This is a genomic window from Hymenobacter baengnokdamensis (assembly GCF_008728635.1).
GTDB lineage: Bacteria > Bacteroidota > Bacteroidia > Cytophagales > Hymenobacteraceae > Hymenobacter > Hymenobacter baengnokdamensis.
This window is the reverse complement of record NZ_CP044285.1, coordinates 2,276,581-2,292,703: the sequence shown is the minus strand read 5'-3', so window position 1 is coordinate 2,292,703 and position 16,123 is coordinate 2,276,581. Positions and strand designations below refer to the sequence as shown.

Here is a 16,123-nt window from a genome sequence, read left to right as displayed (position 1 = left end):
CTGGCTCTACCAATTTTATTGCTTCTAAGCTTTGTATTTGAGCGAATTTTCAAAAACAGGTCGTTTCTGAATGACGCGAACTAAGCTTCGACAAACTCGCATCAGTAATTCTGAAGCCAGTATTAAGCGTAATTATGAGTAATTTAAACCGGTTTATCGAGGCGCAAAAAGCGGATTACCAGCAGGCCCTGGCCGAAATTAAAAATGGCCGTAAGCGCAGCCATTGGATGTGGTATATCTTCCCCCAGATTCAGGGGCTAGGCTTCAGCGATATTTCCAGGCACTACGCCATTCAGGATTTGGCCGAGGCGGAAGCCTATTTGCAGCATCCGGTTTTGGGCCGCCGGCTGGTAGAGATTTGCCACGCCCTGCTTGGTCTTCACAACTCGGATGCCAACCAGATATTGGGTAGTCCTGATGACTTGAAGTTGAAATCGTCGATGACTTTATTTGCTGCCCTGCCCGCTGCCAATCCGGTTTTTCAGGCGGTTTTAACCAAATTTTTCAACGGCGTGGGCGACGACAAAACGCTGCGTATCCTTGGCAGTAAAGCCTAACCAAGGGCTGGTACGCAACCGGTGGCCAGTCAGAGCTCCGCCTACATACTAAAAGAGCGTCATGCTTCGACAAGTTCGGCATGACGCTCCTTAGTTGGGTGGCAGATGCTTAGCCGGCCAACAGACTATTTCTTCCCGCTCACCTCGGCCAGCAATTGCTGATTGAGCCGCGTATATTCAGCTTTCGAGATATCGTTCTTATCCACTTTCACCAGCTCCAGCGACTTATTGGCGGCCTCGGCGGCTTCTTTGTTTTTGCCCTGCTTTTGCAGCAGCTTGGCTTTCCAGTAGTAGCCGTAATATTCGGTGGGGTTGGCCTTAATAAACTCATCGAGCCAGCCCACGGCGGGGTTCAGGTCGGGCTGGTTGGTGTTGTAGTAATACTGCGCCGCCATTACGTACGGCTTCTTCTCCCCTTTCATGGCCTCCCGAATCTGGGCCAGCACAATAGGGTCGGGGTTGGCGGTAAGCGGCAGGCTCACTTGCGTGCGCTCCCAAGTCAGAGTAAGGTCGGCGGCGGCGGGGCGCAGGTTTTCGAGGCTGAGCGACATACTCTCCTGGGGCGCGGCCAGCTTGCTGGCTTTGGCCAGGATGCGGGCTACATCGAGGCTTTGCTTGTACTCGTAGGCGCCCCACTGCGCGGTATCGCGGTTGAGGATAATCGTCCAGTCAGCTTTGCCCGGAATGGTGAGCAGGGCGTAGGTGCCGGCCGGCACGGTCTGGCCCGCTAGCTTCACCTCTTCGCCAAACCGGATTTTGGTGACTGTATTGGCGCCCGTGCGCCACACCTGGCCGTAGGGCACGAGGCCGCCAAAGGCAGTGCGGCCTCTCAGTGAGGGACGCGAATAGCTCATTTCGACAAACGAAGTCGAGAAAGCTTCCCGGATGCGCACGCCGGGGCTGGGCTGCGGAATAGTAAGCTTTGTTTGGGCCTGGGCGGCGGGGGCCAGTAGCGCGCTCAAGGCAGCGGTGGCGGCAAAGAAGTAGGCGTATTTCATGGTGGCAAAGATAAGCGGAGCCCCGGCTGGAACCACCGAACAACTACGTCATTCCTAAGTTCTTAGTACAGTACAACGTGTAGCGCCTATCCCTTTTCCACTCTGCCCATGAAGATACTGCTCACCGGAGCCACCGGCTATATCGGCCAGCGCCTGCTACCCGTGCTGGCCGCGGCGGGCCACGAGGTAGTGTGCCTGGTGCGCGATGCGCGCCGCTTCGCCCTGCCCGATACCATGTCGGAAAGCCTGCGCCCGCAGGTGCAGGCAGTGCAGGCCGACCTGCTCCGGCCTGATTCGCTGGCCGGCCTGCCGCTCGATATAGATGCGGCCTACTACCTGGTGCATTCCATGAGCGGCCACGGCGAAGATTTTTTTCAGCTGGAGCAGACTTCGGCCCGGCACTTTGCCCACTACCTCGACCGCACCGCGGCGGGGCAGGTTATCTACCTTTCCGGCATCGCCAACGACCACGACCTGAGCGTACACCTGCGCTCGCGCCAGGCCGTGGAAGACGTATTGGGCGAGGCCCGCACGGCGCGACTCACGGTACTGCGGGCCAGTATCATCATTGGGTCGGGCTCGGCATCGTTCGAGATTATCCGCGATATTGTGGAGAAGCTGCCGGTGATGATAACGCCGCGCTGGCTCAACTCGCGCTGCCAGCCGCTGGGCATTCGCGACGTGATGTTTTACCTCACGGCCGTGCTCAACAACCCCGACTGTTTTGGTCAACGCTTCGACCTGGGCGGGCCCGACATTCTGACCTACAAGGAGATGCTGCTCGGCCTGGCTGCCCAGCGCGGCTACCGGCGCTGGATACTTACCGTGCCCGTGCTCACCCCGCGGCTGTCATCGTGGTGGCTGTACCTGGTTACGAGCACCTCGTTTTCACTGGCCCAAAGCCTGGTCGAAAGCCTGAAGAATGATACCGTAGTCGACCCGGCGCGCAGCATTGCCCGCGTGGTGCCGCACGCCTGCATGAGCTACCGCGAGGCGCTGGCGCTGGCATTCCAGCGCATTGAGCAAAACGAGGTAGTGAGCAGCTGGAGCGATGCCATGAGCAGCGGCACGCTGCGCCAGAACTACATGGATGCCATTCAGATACCCAAAAACGGGATGTTCTTCGACCGGCAGCGGCGCACGTTTACGCGGCCGGTGGCCGAAGTGCTGGATAATATCTGGCGCATCGGGGGTGAGCGCGGCTGGTACAAAACCGACTGGCTCTGGCGCATACGGGGGCTGATGGATAAGCTGGTAGGTGGCGTGGGGCTGCGCCGGGGCCGCCGCTCGCCCAACCACCTGCGGGCCGGCGACCCGCTCGATTTCTGGCGCGTGCTGGTGGCCGACCGTACTGCCCGCCGCCTGCTACTCTACGCCGAGATGAAGTTGCCTGGCGAGGCCTGGCTCCAGTTTCGCATCGTCGACAACCCCGACGGCACCCACGCGCTGGAACAGCTGGCCGCCTACCGCCCCCAGGGCCTGGCCGGCCGGCTGTACTGGTATTCCGTGCTGCCGTTTCACGGCATTATCTTCAAAGGCATGATAAAGAACCTGCTGGACTATGAAAAGGAATAGTCGCTTTACATAGTAAATTTACTATACAAAGCGGCTATTAGTCGCCCTGTCCTTACTGCCCTGCCGCAACTGCTTTAGCAAGCGTTGCGGCAGGGCAGTTGCGCAAGCGGCCTTTCCCCAACGCCTTGCCTGCGGGGCCGAGCAACCGCTCAGCCCTGCGCTGCATCTGTCAGGTTTCGGGAAACAACCTGCAAAAATTGCCCTTCACGCCGCGTAACGTTTGGCACTCTGCCCGGTAGTAGGGCTTGCAAGGAGGCTAAAACGGGCAAGCCCCAAGGCACCATAAAAAATATTTTACTTAAAAACCGGCGCTAGGACGCTGCAATCGCAGTATTGCAAAAATATTTTGAAACAGTACTATGCGAAACAAAGTACCTGTTGTAGATTTGTTCTACCAAAAGCCAAGTACCACCTTACTACCTACAACCTTGCCGCGCCTAGCTGCGGCTGAAAGTAGCCTCTCAGCTGCCAACCGGGCCGCTGACTTGGGCCGGAAATAGTACCGGCCACCCATCCCGACTGGTTCGCTAGTCAGCCTGCTTACTCGCTCCAGTGCTTCTGCACCGGGCACTGATTCTTTCACTCACCAGAACTGCAGCTGGTTGGGAACGGACTCGCCATGCCCAAAAAAACCTACTTCTTCGCGCCAATTCCTATGTATTACTCTCTGAAAATCAACACACTGCTCCCGGTCGCCAGCTTCGCCTTGCTGCTGACGCTGCCGGCCGGGCTGCACGCCCAGGTGGCGCCGGCCGCCACTCGCGCTACCATCACCGGCACGGCGGTGGATGGCGGGGCCAAAGCGGAGCCGCTGCCTTTTGCCACGGTGCTGCTCCGCCACGCCGAGGCCGCCGATACCAGCCTGGTGGCCAGCGGCCAAACAACCCTGGAAGGCACCTTTGAGCTGCCCAAGGTGCCGGCCGGCGCCTACCGCCTGCGGGTATTGGCGCTGGGCTACCAGAGTCTGGCCCAGGCCGTGCGGGTGGCTCCCGGCCAAACCAGCGTAGCCCTGGGCTTGCTCAGGCTGAGCGCGGCCACGCACCAGCTGGCGGAGGTGAAGGTGACGGGCGAGAAAGCAGTTGTGCAGCAGGAGCTGGGCAAAACGGTCATCAACGTGGAGAAAGACCTGAGCAGCGTGGGCGGCACTGCCGTAAACGTGCTCGAAAACGTGCCCGCCGTGGCGGTGGATGCCACCGGCACGGTGAGCCTGCGCGGCTCCAGCAACCTCACCATTCTGATTGATGGCAAGCCGGCCGGTACCAGCAACGGCGGCCCCGGCCCGCGCCTCGACCAGATTCCGGCTTCGCAGATTGCGCAGGTGGAGGTAATGACCAACCCCTCGGCCAAGTACGATGCCAGCGGCGCGGGCGTCATCAATATCATTACCAAAAAGAATAAGAAAGAAGGCTGGAACGGCCAGGCCGCCCTGGTGGTGGGCAATGGCGACAAATACTCGCCCAGCCTGAGCTTGAGCCGGCACCACGGCAAGGCCACCTGGAACCTGGGCTACGACGGCCGCGACCAGCTTTACCGCACCCGCTCGAACAGCCAGCAAACCGCCCTGCTCACCGATGGCACCACTACCAGCAGCCTCTACACCACCCAGGACGGCACCGGCACCCAACACAATCGCAACCACAGCCTGAACCTGGGCCTGGACTACGACCTGACCAAGGAGCAAACCCTGAGCGTAAGCGTGCAGCCCCACTGGGAGCATCAGAGCGAGGTCGAAAACCAGACCCTGACCCAGCAAACGCTGGGCTCGCCCACCGTGACGACGCAGTACGGCCAGCAAACCGCGGACGTGAAGGTGACCGTACTGGAATCATCGGCCGACTACCGCCACACCTGGGAAGCCCACAAAGGCCGCGAGCTGACCGCCAACGCGGGCATGGTAAAAATCGACGCCAACATTCCGGTGAGCCAGCTGATAACCGGCAGCGCCCAGCCCGCCGGCTTCAGGCAGGCGCAGCAGGTAAATGCCCAGATTTACTTTGGCCAGGTAGACTACACGCTGCCCAGCGCCGATGGCAAGGGCAAGCTGGAAGCGGGCCTGAAAAACCAGGTGCTGCACAACACCGGCAGCACGGCCATGCTGAAGCCGACTTCGGTTGACCCTGGCGCCGAGTTTCAGCTCGACCCTGCCAACTCGTTTGCCTACAATTTTACGCAGGTGATGCCGGCGGCCTACGCTACCTACTCGCAGCAACTGGCCCACGGCTGGAGCGCCCAGGGCGGCCTGCGCAGCGAGGGCACCTTTCTAAACGGCGGCGTGGCCAACAACACGACGGCGGTAAACCGCCAGTATGTCAGCCTCTTTCCCTCAGCTACGGTGGCCCGCGAGCTGGGCAAGGAGGCCGGCCAGAGCCGCCTGCAATTCAGCTACGCCCGGCGCCTGAACCGGCCCGACTTTATGCAGCAGCTGCCCATCCAGCTCTACCAGGACCCGCGCAACTACCGCCAGGGCAACGCTGGCCTGCTCCCCGAGTTCAGCCACAACTTCGAAGCAGGCCACCAGCTGAACCTGGCCAACGGGGCCAGCATTACGAACACGGTCTTCGCCCGCTTCACCCAGAATGCCATCCAGCGCATCCGCACCATCGACAGCGCCGCCACCCGCACCAACAACGTGGGCGTGGTGACCCGCGAAACCTATGGCAACGTGGGCACCACCAACAGCTTCGGCCTCGAAACCACCTGGGCCCAGCCCCTGGCCAAGTGGTGGCGCGTGTCGGCTACCGGCTCAGTCTATTACGCCCAGATTGCCGCCAACGCCCTCAACACCGCCAACCGCGCCGCTCTGGCCGGCACCGCCCGGCTAGCCAACAACTTTACGCCCCGCCCGGGCCTCGACGTACAGCTGACCGGCAACATCCGCTCGACGGTGCTCACGGCCCAGGGCCGGCAGCTGGCCACCGGCGGCCTCGACCTGGCCCTGCGCCAGCGCCTGTTCAGCGAGCGCGCCGCCCTCACGCTGCGGGTTTCTGACTTGCTCAATACCCAGGTGCGCCGCACCGAAATCGCCACCCCCGAGCTGCAAACCGCGCTCTACAATAAGTTCGAGACCCGTGTGGCGTGGCTAGGCTTCACCTGGTACATCGGCGCCACCAAGGCCAAGCCCGGCCGCATCGACGCGGCCCCCAGCAGCAGCGGCGGCTTCGGCGGCTAATTATTTCCAACTACCTGGAATACAACCCTTTTTTGGAGCCTCCCAACGGCTACCCGGCCTCCTGTTGCCCTTCTTTTTCTTAACCCTTTATTCTTTGCTCATATGAAAACCACCGCTTTGTTGCTCGCCGCCGCGCTGCTGCCCGCTACCGGCGCCTTCGCGCAGTCTTTCGCCTTCACCGCTCCCGACCCCGACCTGCGCGAGCTGGTGGGCTGCCACCCAGCCGCCAGCCGTCCGGCTACACCTGCTGCCGGCACGGTCACCTACTTCGGCGTCGAAACCTCGCACAACACCCAGCACGAGCAGTTTGCCCGGCTGCGGCAGGTAGTTGAAGCCAGCAAGCCCACGCTGGTTTTCTTTGAAAAGCCTGACCTGGGCGTCGATAGCAGCGAATCCCTTACCATTACCCGCCTGGGCGAGTCGGGCTATGCCCGCTACCTGGCCCAGCAGCACGGCGCCAAGGCCGAGCGCCTCGACGACCCGGTGGCCGAATACGACTACCTGCGCGCCCGCCTCGAGCCCGCGCAGCTCAAGCTGTACTACCTGCTGCGGGTCGCCCGCCAGTACCAGCTGAGCACCGGGGCCTCGCGGGCTCAGGTGCGGCAGGCCGTGGCGGCCCTCATCGCCCAAAGCGCGCACTGGCTGCCGGGCACCGAGCAAGTGGTGCCAAACGTAGCCGCGCTGCAAGCCACCTACCGCGCGCAGTGCCCCAGCGGCCACTGGGAGCGGGCCGCCACGGCTGGCCCCAGCGGCCAGGCGGCCACCTTTATGGCCGCCATCGAGGCCCAGGTGCGCGAGTATCGTGCCCAGCGCCTGCAGCGTCAGGTAGCCGAGGCCGTGGCCCAGGGCGAACGGGTGCTGGTGGTGCTCGACCGGGCGCACCTGCCGGCCGCGCCGGCTACCCTGGCCCAGGCACAGCCCCGCCGCTAGCCCTACCCGCCCAAAACGTAGCATCTTGCTGCCGCCGGCTGCCTGGCGCGAAGACTTTATAGGGCAGCGGGGGGCGGCAGGGTGTTGCGTTTTGGGCCTCGGGCGGGCATTTTACTAAACTTCGTCGCGGCAGCGGAAGGTGTTTTCTCCCTCAATGAGCAAGCGCTGCCCAGCTGGGCGGCTTTACCTTAGCACCCCTACTTTTTTCTCACACCACCTGCTTTTCTCATGCGAAAACACTTTTTGCTGGCGGCCGCGCTCGGCCTCTCCACGGCTGCCCTGGCCCAGCCTGCGGTACCGGCGCCCACGTCGGGCAAGGTTAAAATCAAGACCAAGCCTGGCCACCACGCCGCCCCGGCCGATGCGCCGGCTACTGCCGATGCCGCCCCCACCGACTGGAGCCTGCCTTACGCCGCCACCATCACGCCCGATGCGCTGAAAGCCGACCTGTCGGTGCTGGCCTCCGATGCTTATGAGGGCCGCGAAACCGGCGCCAAGGGCCAGAAAATGGCCGCCGACTACATCGCCAAAGCCTTTGCAGCCGATGGGCTGGCCGGCCCGGTCAAAGACTCGGACAACCCCTATATTCAACATTTTACCATGAACCGGGTGAGTGTGGACCCGGCGACTTCGGTAGTTATCAAGGGTAAAACCTACGTGCTGGGCAAGGATTTTTATGCCTTGGCAGATGGCAAGTATGCCAAGGCCGCGCCGGTTACGCCCACGTTCGTGGGCTACGGCATCGGGGCCGAGGGCTACTCCGACTATGCCGCCGCCGGCAACCTCAAGGGCAAAGACCTGGTGATGCTGCTGGGCGAGCCGCTTACCAAAGCCGGCAAGCCCCTGCTGGCCAAGGGCGATGAGCCCAGCCCCTACGGCACGCCCGGTATGGGCGAGCTGATGGGCCGCGTGCCCAGCCTGCGCACGGCGCAGCCGGCCTCCGTGTTTATGATTGAGCCCACGGCCGCCGCCTTTGCCGAGGTGCCGAAGCTGATGAGCCAGATTTTTGGGGAGGAGCAGATGGAGTTTGCCGATGCCAAGCCCCAGCGGGGCCAGAACCTGTTCGTGGTATCGCCCGAGATGGGGGCGGCGCTGCTCGGCACCACGCCAGCCGGCCTGGCCAGGTACGGGCAAAGCGTAGCCGCCGCCGGCAAGCCGGTAGCTTCGCCCTTCAAGCCCGCCACGGCCACCGTGCACGCGGTGAAAAAGCGCGAGCCCTTCACCACCGAAAACGTGCTGGGCTACCTCGAAGGCAGCGATAAGAAAGATGAAATCGTGGTCATTTCGGCGCACTACGACCACCTGGGCATCAAGAACGGCGTGGTCTTCAACGGTGCCGACGACGATGGCTCGGGCACGGTGAGCGTGCTGGCTATGGCCCGCGCCTTTACGCAGGCCAAAAAAGATGGCCACGGTCCGCGCCGTAGCCTCTTGTTCCTGGCCAACGTGGGCGAGGAAGAGGGCCTGCTCGGGTCGCAGTACTACACCGACCACCCCATCTTCCCGCTCGAAAACACGGTCACCGACCTCAACATCGACATGGTGGGCCGCGTGGATAAGGAGCACGAGGGCAAGGGCGACTACGTGTACCTGGTGGGCGATGATAAGCTGTCGTCGGAGCTGCATACGCTCAGCGAGGCTACCAACCAGCAGTACAACCCGGTGGCCCTCGACTATAAATACAACGACCCTGCCGACCCCGAGCACATCTACTACCGCTCCGACCATTACAACTTTGCCAAGCACAAGGTGCCGGTTATTTTTTACACCAGCGGCCTGCACCCCGACTACCACAAGGAAACCGACGACGTGGATAAAATCGACTTCCCGGCCATGGCCCGCCGCGACCAGCTCGTGTTTCACACCGCCTGGGCCCTGGCCCAGCGCGATGCCCGCGTAGTCGTCGATTCGGCCAAGCCGTAGAGCGGGCAGCGTAAGCTTTAGCTTGCTTTTTGTGCCCAAAAAGGCCGGCTAATCCGCCCCCAGGAAAGCCCCGCTACCAGCAAGGTAGCGGGGCTTTTTGGTGCCCCGGCCAGCTAGCCAGCGCTTACCTTCTGAAGCTGATACCCAGAAAATATTCTCTGTCTACGGAGTGCGTAATGGGCAGGTGGGTCCCAAAATCAAGCTGCACATTGTCCGAGATGTCGAGCTGCGGCCCCACATTAATAGAGCTGCGCCAGGCGGCCTGGCGTAAGTCCCAGTACCCCACCAGCTCTACAAAGGATTGAAAGACTTTCGTAAACTGGTAGTCGGTGGTGAGCGTGGGGGTGAGCTGCACATAATGCTGGCTCACTGAGCGGTCGTAGTAGAGGTGGGCCGCCACCTGGCCGCCCACGCTCCACTTCTGGGTGCATTGAAATACGGCGGGCATCGTCAGGCCGGGCTCGTAGCCGCCATCGCCCACCAAGCCGCCGGTAGGCAGCTGCACGTAGCCAATGAGGCCCAGGGCCCAGCGGCTGTCGTCGTCGCCTACCAGCGTCTGCTTCACGCGCAGGGTGATATCGCCCACGCCATGTGCCACTACTGTGGCAGTAGGGTCGGCCGAATCGTAGTTGCGGGTATCGGTATACATATCGAGGGCCACCTGAAAATCGGTGCGGTCGGTGAGACCCACTTTCGCCAGGAAGTGGTTACCGTACCAGTCGTGGCCATAAGCGGTACCCTCGCGCCGGGTGAGCAGGCGCAGCACGTCAGACTCGTACTGCAAATGCCCCGCATCAACCGAGTAGGGACTTTCGGTAATGCCGGGGCGGTCGGGCACCATGGGCCGCATCACGGCGCGGGGCGTTGGGTGAAACAGGTTGAACTGCCGCTTATTGGTCAGCGTATCGTTCAGCAGCTTGGTATTTTGGGCGGCGGCCGGGGCGGCCAGGGTCAGCACCAGCACCAGGCAGGCGTAAAGACGAAGCATTGTATGAAGGCAAATTAAAGAAGGTGCCCCACATACGCAGGGTTTGCCTTAACAGTCATTACTCACGGCGCGCTATATCATTGCTCCCTGTCAAACCTACCTTTGCGGGGTAATGGAAAAACCCAGCATTCCGCAAGGCACCCGCGATTTTGGGCCGGCCCAGGTGGCCCGCCGTCAGCACATTTTCAACGTCATCCGGCGCACGTTCGAAACCTTTGGCTACGCCCCGCTCGAAACCCCGACGCTCGAAAACCTGTCGGTACTCACCGGCAAGTACGGCGACGAGGGCGACCAGCTATTGTTTAAAGTACTGAACTCCGGTAACTTTCTGGTAAAAGAGCGCCGGGGCGAAATCACGCCGCTCGTGACGGCCGCCGACCTCGAAGCCGGCCCCAGGGCCGTGCTGCCCAAGATTGCCGAAAAAGGCCTGCGCTACGACCTCACGGTACCTTTTGCCCGCTACGTGGCCATGAACCGGGGCACGCTCACCTTCCCCTTCAAGCGCTACCAGATGCAGCCCGTGTGGCGCGCCGACCGCCCCCAGCGCGGCCGCTACCGCGAGTTTTACCAGTGCGATGCCGACGTAGTAGGCACCGACTCGCTGCTCTGCGAAGCCGAGATTGTGCTGATGATGGCCCAGGTGCTCAATGGGTTGGGCCTGGAGGATTTTACCATTAAAATCAACCACCGGGGCGTGCTGCGCAATATTTACCAGGCGCTGGGCGGCGAGGGTAAGGAAACCGACTTATTCGTGGCCATCGACAAGCTCGACAAAATCGGGCGCGAGGGCGTGAGCAAGGAATTGCTGGAAAAAGGCTTTTCGGAGCCAACTATCGACACGCTCTTCGCCCTGCTGAGCGTGAGCGGCGACTACGGCGAGAAGCTGGAGCGCCTGCTGGCCGGCTTCGTCACGGCCGGCGTGGAGCCCGACGGCCAGCGCCCGGGCGCCACCAGCGAAGACGACGATGACGCCGCCTTTTACCGGGGCCTCAACGAGCTGGCCGAGGTGCGCGACTTGCTGGTTGCCAGTGGTTTCCGGCAGTTCGACCGCCTGGAGTTTGACCCCACGCTGGCGCGGGGCCTGAGCTACTATACGGGCTGCATCTTTGAAGTAAAAATCAACAACGTAGCCATGGGCAGCGTGAGCGGCGGCGGACGCTACGACAACCTCACCGGCGCGTTTGGCCTGCCGGGCGTGTCGGGCGTAGGCTTCTCGTTTGGCGTCGACCGCCTCTACGACTGCCTCGAAACCCTGAACCTGTTTACCGAAACCGGCGAAACACCCACGCGGGTGCTGCTCACGCACTTCAGCGCGGCGGCCGGCCGTGCCGCCCTGCCGCTGCTGGCCGAGCTGCGCGCCGCCGGCATTCCGGCCGAGCTCTACCCCGACGCGGGCAAGCTGCAAAAGCAGTTTAAATATGCTGATGCCAAAGGTATTCCGCTGGTGTTGGTGCTGGGCCCCGAGGAGCTGGCCGCCGGCGTGGCCAAGATTAAAATTATGAAAACCGGCGAGGAGAAAACGCTGGCAATAAGCGAGGTAGTAGCTGCCCTAACGATATAGCACTATGACCCGCAGCTCCACGCTAACCGGCAGGAAAGCCCTGATTACCGGCGCTTCCAGAGGCCTGGGCCTGGCAATGGCCGAGGCCCTGGCGGCGGCCGGGGCCTCGGTCGTACTTACGGCCCGCCACGAAGCAAGCCTCAACCAGGCACTGAACCAGTTCCGGGCCGCGCACCTGGATGCGCAGGCGCTTGTGCTCGATGTGCGCGACGAAGCATCCATTGCCGAAGCCGTGGCGTGGGTGCAGGCGCACTGGGGCGGGCTCGATTTGCTGGTAAATAATGCGGGCATTGGGATGCGCACTGTCAACCCCGACTTTCTGACCACGCCGCAGCCATTCTATGAGGTGAGCGCCGCTGGCTTCCGCGACTTAATCGACACTAACTTAACCGGCTATTTTCTGGTTGCCAAAGCCTTTGTGCCGCTGTTTCTGGCGCAGGGCCGGGGCAAAATCGTGAACATCTCGATGAACCACGAAACCATGCGGCGGCGGGGCTTCATCCCGTATGGCCCCTCGCGGGCCGGGGCCGAGTCGCTCTCGCTAATCATGGCCGAGGACCTGCGCGACGCCCACATCGACGTGAACATGCTGCTGCCCGGCGGGGCTACCGATACGGGCATGATACCGGCGGCGGCCAAAGCGGAGATTGCGGGCAGGTTTGAGCTGCTGAGCCCGGCCATCATGGCTGAGCCCATTGTATTCCTGGCTTCCGACGCCAGCAATGGCATTACCGGCCAGCGTCTTATCGCTACGGAGTTTGGCAGCTGGCAGGCCTCGCGGCCGCAGTAGCCGCGCCGGGCGGGCTAGAGCCGCAGCCGAAGCGCCTACTTTTGCAGCCTATGCCCCTGCTCTCCCCCACCCTGCCGCTTACCCTGCCCGAGCTGGCCGCTGCTCTGCAAAGCCGCGACGCCCTCCGCCTGCCCGCCGAAGCCGAAACCCGGATTCAGGCCTGCCACGATTACCTGCATCAGCGCCTGACCGCTGCCCCCGACCAGCCCATCTACGGCATCAATACCGGCTTTGGCTCGCTCTATAATGTCAGTATTCCGGCCGAAGCGCGGGCCCAGCTGCAAGTCAACCTGGTGATGTCGCACGCCTGCGGCACTGGCCCCGAAGTACCCGCCGACCTCGTGCGCCGCATGCTGCTGCTCAAAGCCCAAAGCTTGAGCTACGGCCACAGCGGCGTACAGGTGGCCACGGTTAAGCGCCTGCTCGACTTTTTCAACCGTGATGTGTGGCCGGTGGTGTACGAGCAGGGCAGCCTGGGGGCCAGCGGCGACCTGGCCCCGCTGGCTCACCTATGCCTGCCGCTGCTGGGCCTGGGCGAAGTAAACTACCAGGGCTATCGCCTGGCGGCCAGCGATGTGCTCAGCCTGTTTGGCTGGGAGCCCTTGCAGCTGCAAGCCAAGGAAGGCCTGGCGCTGCTCAACGGCACTCAGTTTATGCTGGCCTATGCCACCGAGGCGCTGGAGCGCACCCAGCGCCTGCTCAACGCCGCCGATGTTATCGGAGCGCTGTCGGTCGAGGCTTTTGGGGCGCACGCCCAGCCCTTTGCCGAGCCGCTGCACCGCGTGCGGCCGCACGCCGGGCAGGTGCGGGTGGCCGCACGCCTGCGCCAGCTGCTGGCCGGCTCCGAATTGCAGGCCCAGGACCGCTACGCGCTGCAAGACCCGTACTCCTTTCGCTGCCAGCCGCAGGTGCACGGAGCCAGCCGCGATGCCGTGGCATATGTCGAAAATATAGTAGAAATTGAATGTAATTCAGTTACCGACAATCCCAATATCTTCCCCGAAGAAGACCTGGTTCTGAGCGGTGGCAACTTTCACGGGCAGCCGCTGGCGCTGGCCCTCGACCACCTGGCCCTGGCCGTGGCCGAGCTGGGCAGTATTTCGGAGCGGCGCACCTACCAGCTCATTTCGGGGCAGCGCGGCCTGCCCGCCTTTCTGGTGGCCGAGCCGGGGCTGAACTCGGGCCTGATGATTCCGCAGTACACCGCCGCCGGCATTGTGAGCCAGAACAAGCAGCTGTGCACCCCCGCCAGTGCCGACAGTATCACGAGCAGCAACGGCCAGGAAGACCACGTGAGCATGGGCGCCAACGCGGCTACCAAGGCCCGCCGCGTAGTCGAAAACGTGGAGCAAATCCTGGGCATCGAGCTGCTGACCGCCGTGCAGGCCCTCGACCTACGCCGGCCCCACCGTAGTAGTCCGGCGCTGGAAGCCGTAGCCGCCGCCTTTCGTGAGGTGGTTACCTTCGTCCCGCGCGACCGGATTCTCTACCCCGACCTGCACCGCGCGGCCCGCTTCGTGCGCGAGCACGATTGGGTATAAAAACGCCGTTACCGTGGGCATGAAACCGCTTTTTCTTTTCTTGCTGCGGCAGCTGCTGCCGGCTCTGCTGCTGGGCGCACTTCTTTTTAGCGCCGCTACGCCGGCGCTGGCGCAGTGCATCATTAGTCCGCCGCTGCCGGGCTGCCCGGCGCCCTTTATTGCCATCGACGTAGCAACGGGCCAGGAAGTACAGGCCTTTTGCGTGGGCCGGCCAGTTCGGTTTGAGCCGGCTTGCGGGCGCACGGTATCGCCCAACCTCCTGTACTATAACGCCACGCTGACCAGCGGCGGCACCTTCACCACTCCGCCCAACTGCGACTTTGTGCCCGGCAAGCTGCCCAATAACACCTACACCCCCGTGCCCAGCAGCTTTGTTACGGTATCGGAGCTCACTAACCCCACGCTCAACGGGGGCACCGGCACCGTGTATGCGCGCAATTTTACGGTGTATAATCCCATACCGCCCATTATATACAGCCTGCTGCCCTGCGTAAATAATACGGCGCTCCTCATTATTGGCGACCATTTTTTTGACCAGTATTTCGCGCAGGTCAATAATGGCCCGCGTATCGGGCCCTTATATCCGGGCCGGCAGATTTTTCTGCCCGCTGCGCCCGGCAGCACGGTTACCGTAACGGGCAGCTTCCTGGCCACGGGCCTGTGCGAAGCCAGCGTGAGCCAGGTGGTGCCGGCGCTGCCGGCTTCCCCTGCCCCGCTGCTGCTCAGCCGCCTCACCATCATGGGCAGCTTGCCGGGCAGCATTCAGCTCGCCTTCAGTGGCTTGCTGGCCCCTTATGAATACAGCCTCGAACAGGCTTCGGCCGGCAGCGCGGGTAGCTTTAGGCAACTGGCAACGCTGCCGCCCGGCGCGGGCAGCCTGACTCTTACCGGAGCCACGGCCGGCGTGTACCGCCTGCGCCGGCGCGACGTATGCCATACCGATTCGGCTTTTTCAACCCCGGTACCAACCGTCGTTCTCACCGGTACTTCGCTGAATAATGTCAACACGCTCACCTGGCAGACCGCCGGCCCGGTAGCTGCCTACACGCTGCTGCGCGATGGCAAGACCCTGACTACGCTGGCCGCTTCCGCCACCACCTACGTGGATGCGGCCGTCACCTGCGGCACCAGCTATACGTATGAGGTACAGGCCATTGCGGCAGGCAGTAGCCAGTCGATATCTAACGACGTGCCGGTGCAAACGCTTTCCACCCTGCCCCCGCCCGCGCCGCTGCTCAACGCCAGCTTCGACTTGTCTAACCGCCTGGTGCTCACTGCCTCGCTGGCGGGGAGGGGTGCGCTCCCCACCGGCGGCCAGCTGCTTTACAGCCGCCAGGGCGGCCCGGCCCCTACCGACTTTGGCCCCGTGCCCGCCGCCACCGATACCCTGCGCGACCCTACTACCCTGGCCGACCTGCTGACCGCGCCGCCCTGCTACACGGCCCGCCTGCTCGACGTGTGCGGCAATACGTCGCCCGCCAGCCCGCCCACCTGCCCGAGCCTGCTCAGCGTAGCTGCGGCCGACCCCGAAGGCCTCACCGCTCAGCTCAGCTGGTCGGCTTTTCGGGGGCCGGGCAGTCCGGCGGTCGGCGTGAGCTACCGGGTTATCTCGTTGGCTGCCGATGGCACGGTGCTGACCACTTCGGCTCCTACTACCACGCTCAACTACCTCGACCCGGCCCCCCCTACCGACCGCCAGGTGCTACGCTACCGCATCGAGGCCAGCGGTGGGGGGCTGCCGGCCGGCGCAGTCAGCTACTCCAACGTAGCCAGCCTGGCCCGGCAGCCACGCGTGGTGGTGCCCAATGCCTTCACGCCCAATGGGGATGGCCTTAACGACGTGCTGGAGCTGAAAGGCCGTTACCTAAGCAGCTTTACTTTCGTAGTAGTTGACCGCGATGGCCAGGAGGTTTTCCGCGCCACCGACCGCAGCCAGACCTGGGACGGTACCATCCGGGGCCACGCTCCGGTAAACGCCGCCTACGTGTGGCGCTTTACCATGCGCGAGGAAACCGGCCAGGATTTCAGCCAGACCGGCACCGTTACTATCTTAAAATAGCCTTTGGCAGCTGGCAGCTAGAAGTTTTTGCT

General features: G+C 62.8%; 11 protein-coding genes. 9 read left to right on the top strand and 2 right to left on the bottom strand.

Annotation, left to right across the window (positions count from 1 at the left end; genetic code table 11):
* Positions 1–134 precede the first annotated feature (134 nt).
* Entirely contained in the window at positions 135–557 is a 423-nt protein-coding gene (locus F6X24_RS09770) for a DUF1810 domain-containing protein (RefSeq protein ID WP_151087814.1), read from the top strand.
* Positions 558–682: 125 nt separating this feature from the next.
* Here the strand turns inward: F6X24_RS09770 and F6X24_RS09765 are convergent, their stop codons facing one another.
* Positions 683–1,555, bottom strand: coding sequence for a DUF2911 domain-containing protein (locus F6X24_RS09765; protein WP_151087813.1), 873 nt, complete (start codon positions 1,553–1,555; stop codon positions 683–685).
* Between the two features lie 108 nt (positions 1,556–1,663).
* Here F6X24_RS09765 and F6X24_RS09760 point away from each other — a divergent pair, with 108 nt between their 5' ends.
* From F6X24_RS09760 to F6X24_RS09745, 4 genes are all read left to right on the top strand, one after another.
* Positions 1,664–3,130 carry an SDR family oxidoreductase gene (locus F6X24_RS09760; protein ID WP_151087812.1) on the top strand — a complete coding sequence of 489 codons (1,467 nt, stop codon included), beginning with the start codon at positions 1,664–1,666 and terminating at the stop codon, positions 3,128–3,130.
* A 655-nt stretch (positions 3,131–3,785) separates the two neighbouring features.
* On the top strand, positions 3,786–6,299 hold the full coding sequence (locus F6X24_RS09755) for an outer membrane beta-barrel family protein (RefSeq protein ID WP_191906274.1): 2,514 nt from the start codon (positions 3,786–3,788) through the stop codon (positions 6,297–6,299).
* Between the two features lie 102 nt (positions 6,300–6,401).
* Positions 6,402–7,229: a hypothetical protein gene (locus F6X24_RS09750; RefSeq protein WP_151087810.1), complete on the top strand. Its 828-nt coding sequence runs from the start codon at positions 6,402–6,404 to the stop codon at positions 7,227–7,229.
* Positions 7,230–7,457: 228 nt separating this feature from the next.
* Positions 7,458–9,152 carry a M28 family peptidase gene (locus F6X24_RS09745; RefSeq protein WP_151087809.1) on the top strand — a complete coding sequence of 565 codons (1,695 nt, stop codon included), beginning with the start codon at positions 7,458–7,460 and terminating at the stop codon, positions 9,150–9,152.
* A gap of 124 nt (positions 9,153–9,276) precedes the next feature.
* Here F6X24_RS09745 and F6X24_RS09740 read toward each other — a convergent pair whose 3' ends face one another.
* Positions 9,277–10,140, bottom strand: coding sequence for a transporter (locus tag F6X24_RS09740; RefSeq protein ID WP_151087808.1), 864 nt, complete (start codon positions 10,138–10,140; stop codon positions 9,277–9,279).
* Positions 10,141–10,252: 112 nt separating this feature from the next.
* On the opposite strand from F6X24_RS09740, the gene hisS reads away from it, so the two are divergent.
* From hisS to F6X24_RS09720, 4 genes are read left to right on the top strand one after another with little or no spacing between them, the layout of a single operon-like run.
* A complete protein-coding gene (gene hisS / locus F6X24_RS09735) occupies positions 10,253–11,701 on the top strand; it encodes a histidine--tRNA ligase (RefSeq protein ID WP_151087807.1) in 1,449 nt (482 codons plus the stop codon).
* Between the two features lie 4 nt (positions 11,702–11,705).
* Entirely contained in the window at positions 11,706–12,491 is a 786-nt protein-coding gene (locus tag F6X24_RS09730; protein WP_151087806.1) for an SDR family NAD(P)-dependent oxidoreductase, read from the top strand.
* Positions 12,492–12,541: 50 nt separating this feature from the next.
* A complete protein-coding gene (hutH, locus tag F6X24_RS09725) occupies positions 12,542–14,032 on the top strand; it encodes a histidine ammonia-lyase (RefSeq protein ID WP_151087805.1) in 1,491 nt (496 codons plus the stop codon).
* A 19-nt stretch (positions 14,033–14,051) separates the two neighbouring features.
* Positions 14,052–16,091, top strand: coding sequence for a T9SS type B sorting domain-containing protein (locus F6X24_RS09720; RefSeq protein ID WP_151087804.1), 2,040 nt, complete (start codon positions 14,052–14,054; stop codon positions 16,089–16,091).
* Positions 16,092–16,123 lie beyond the last annotated feature (32 nt).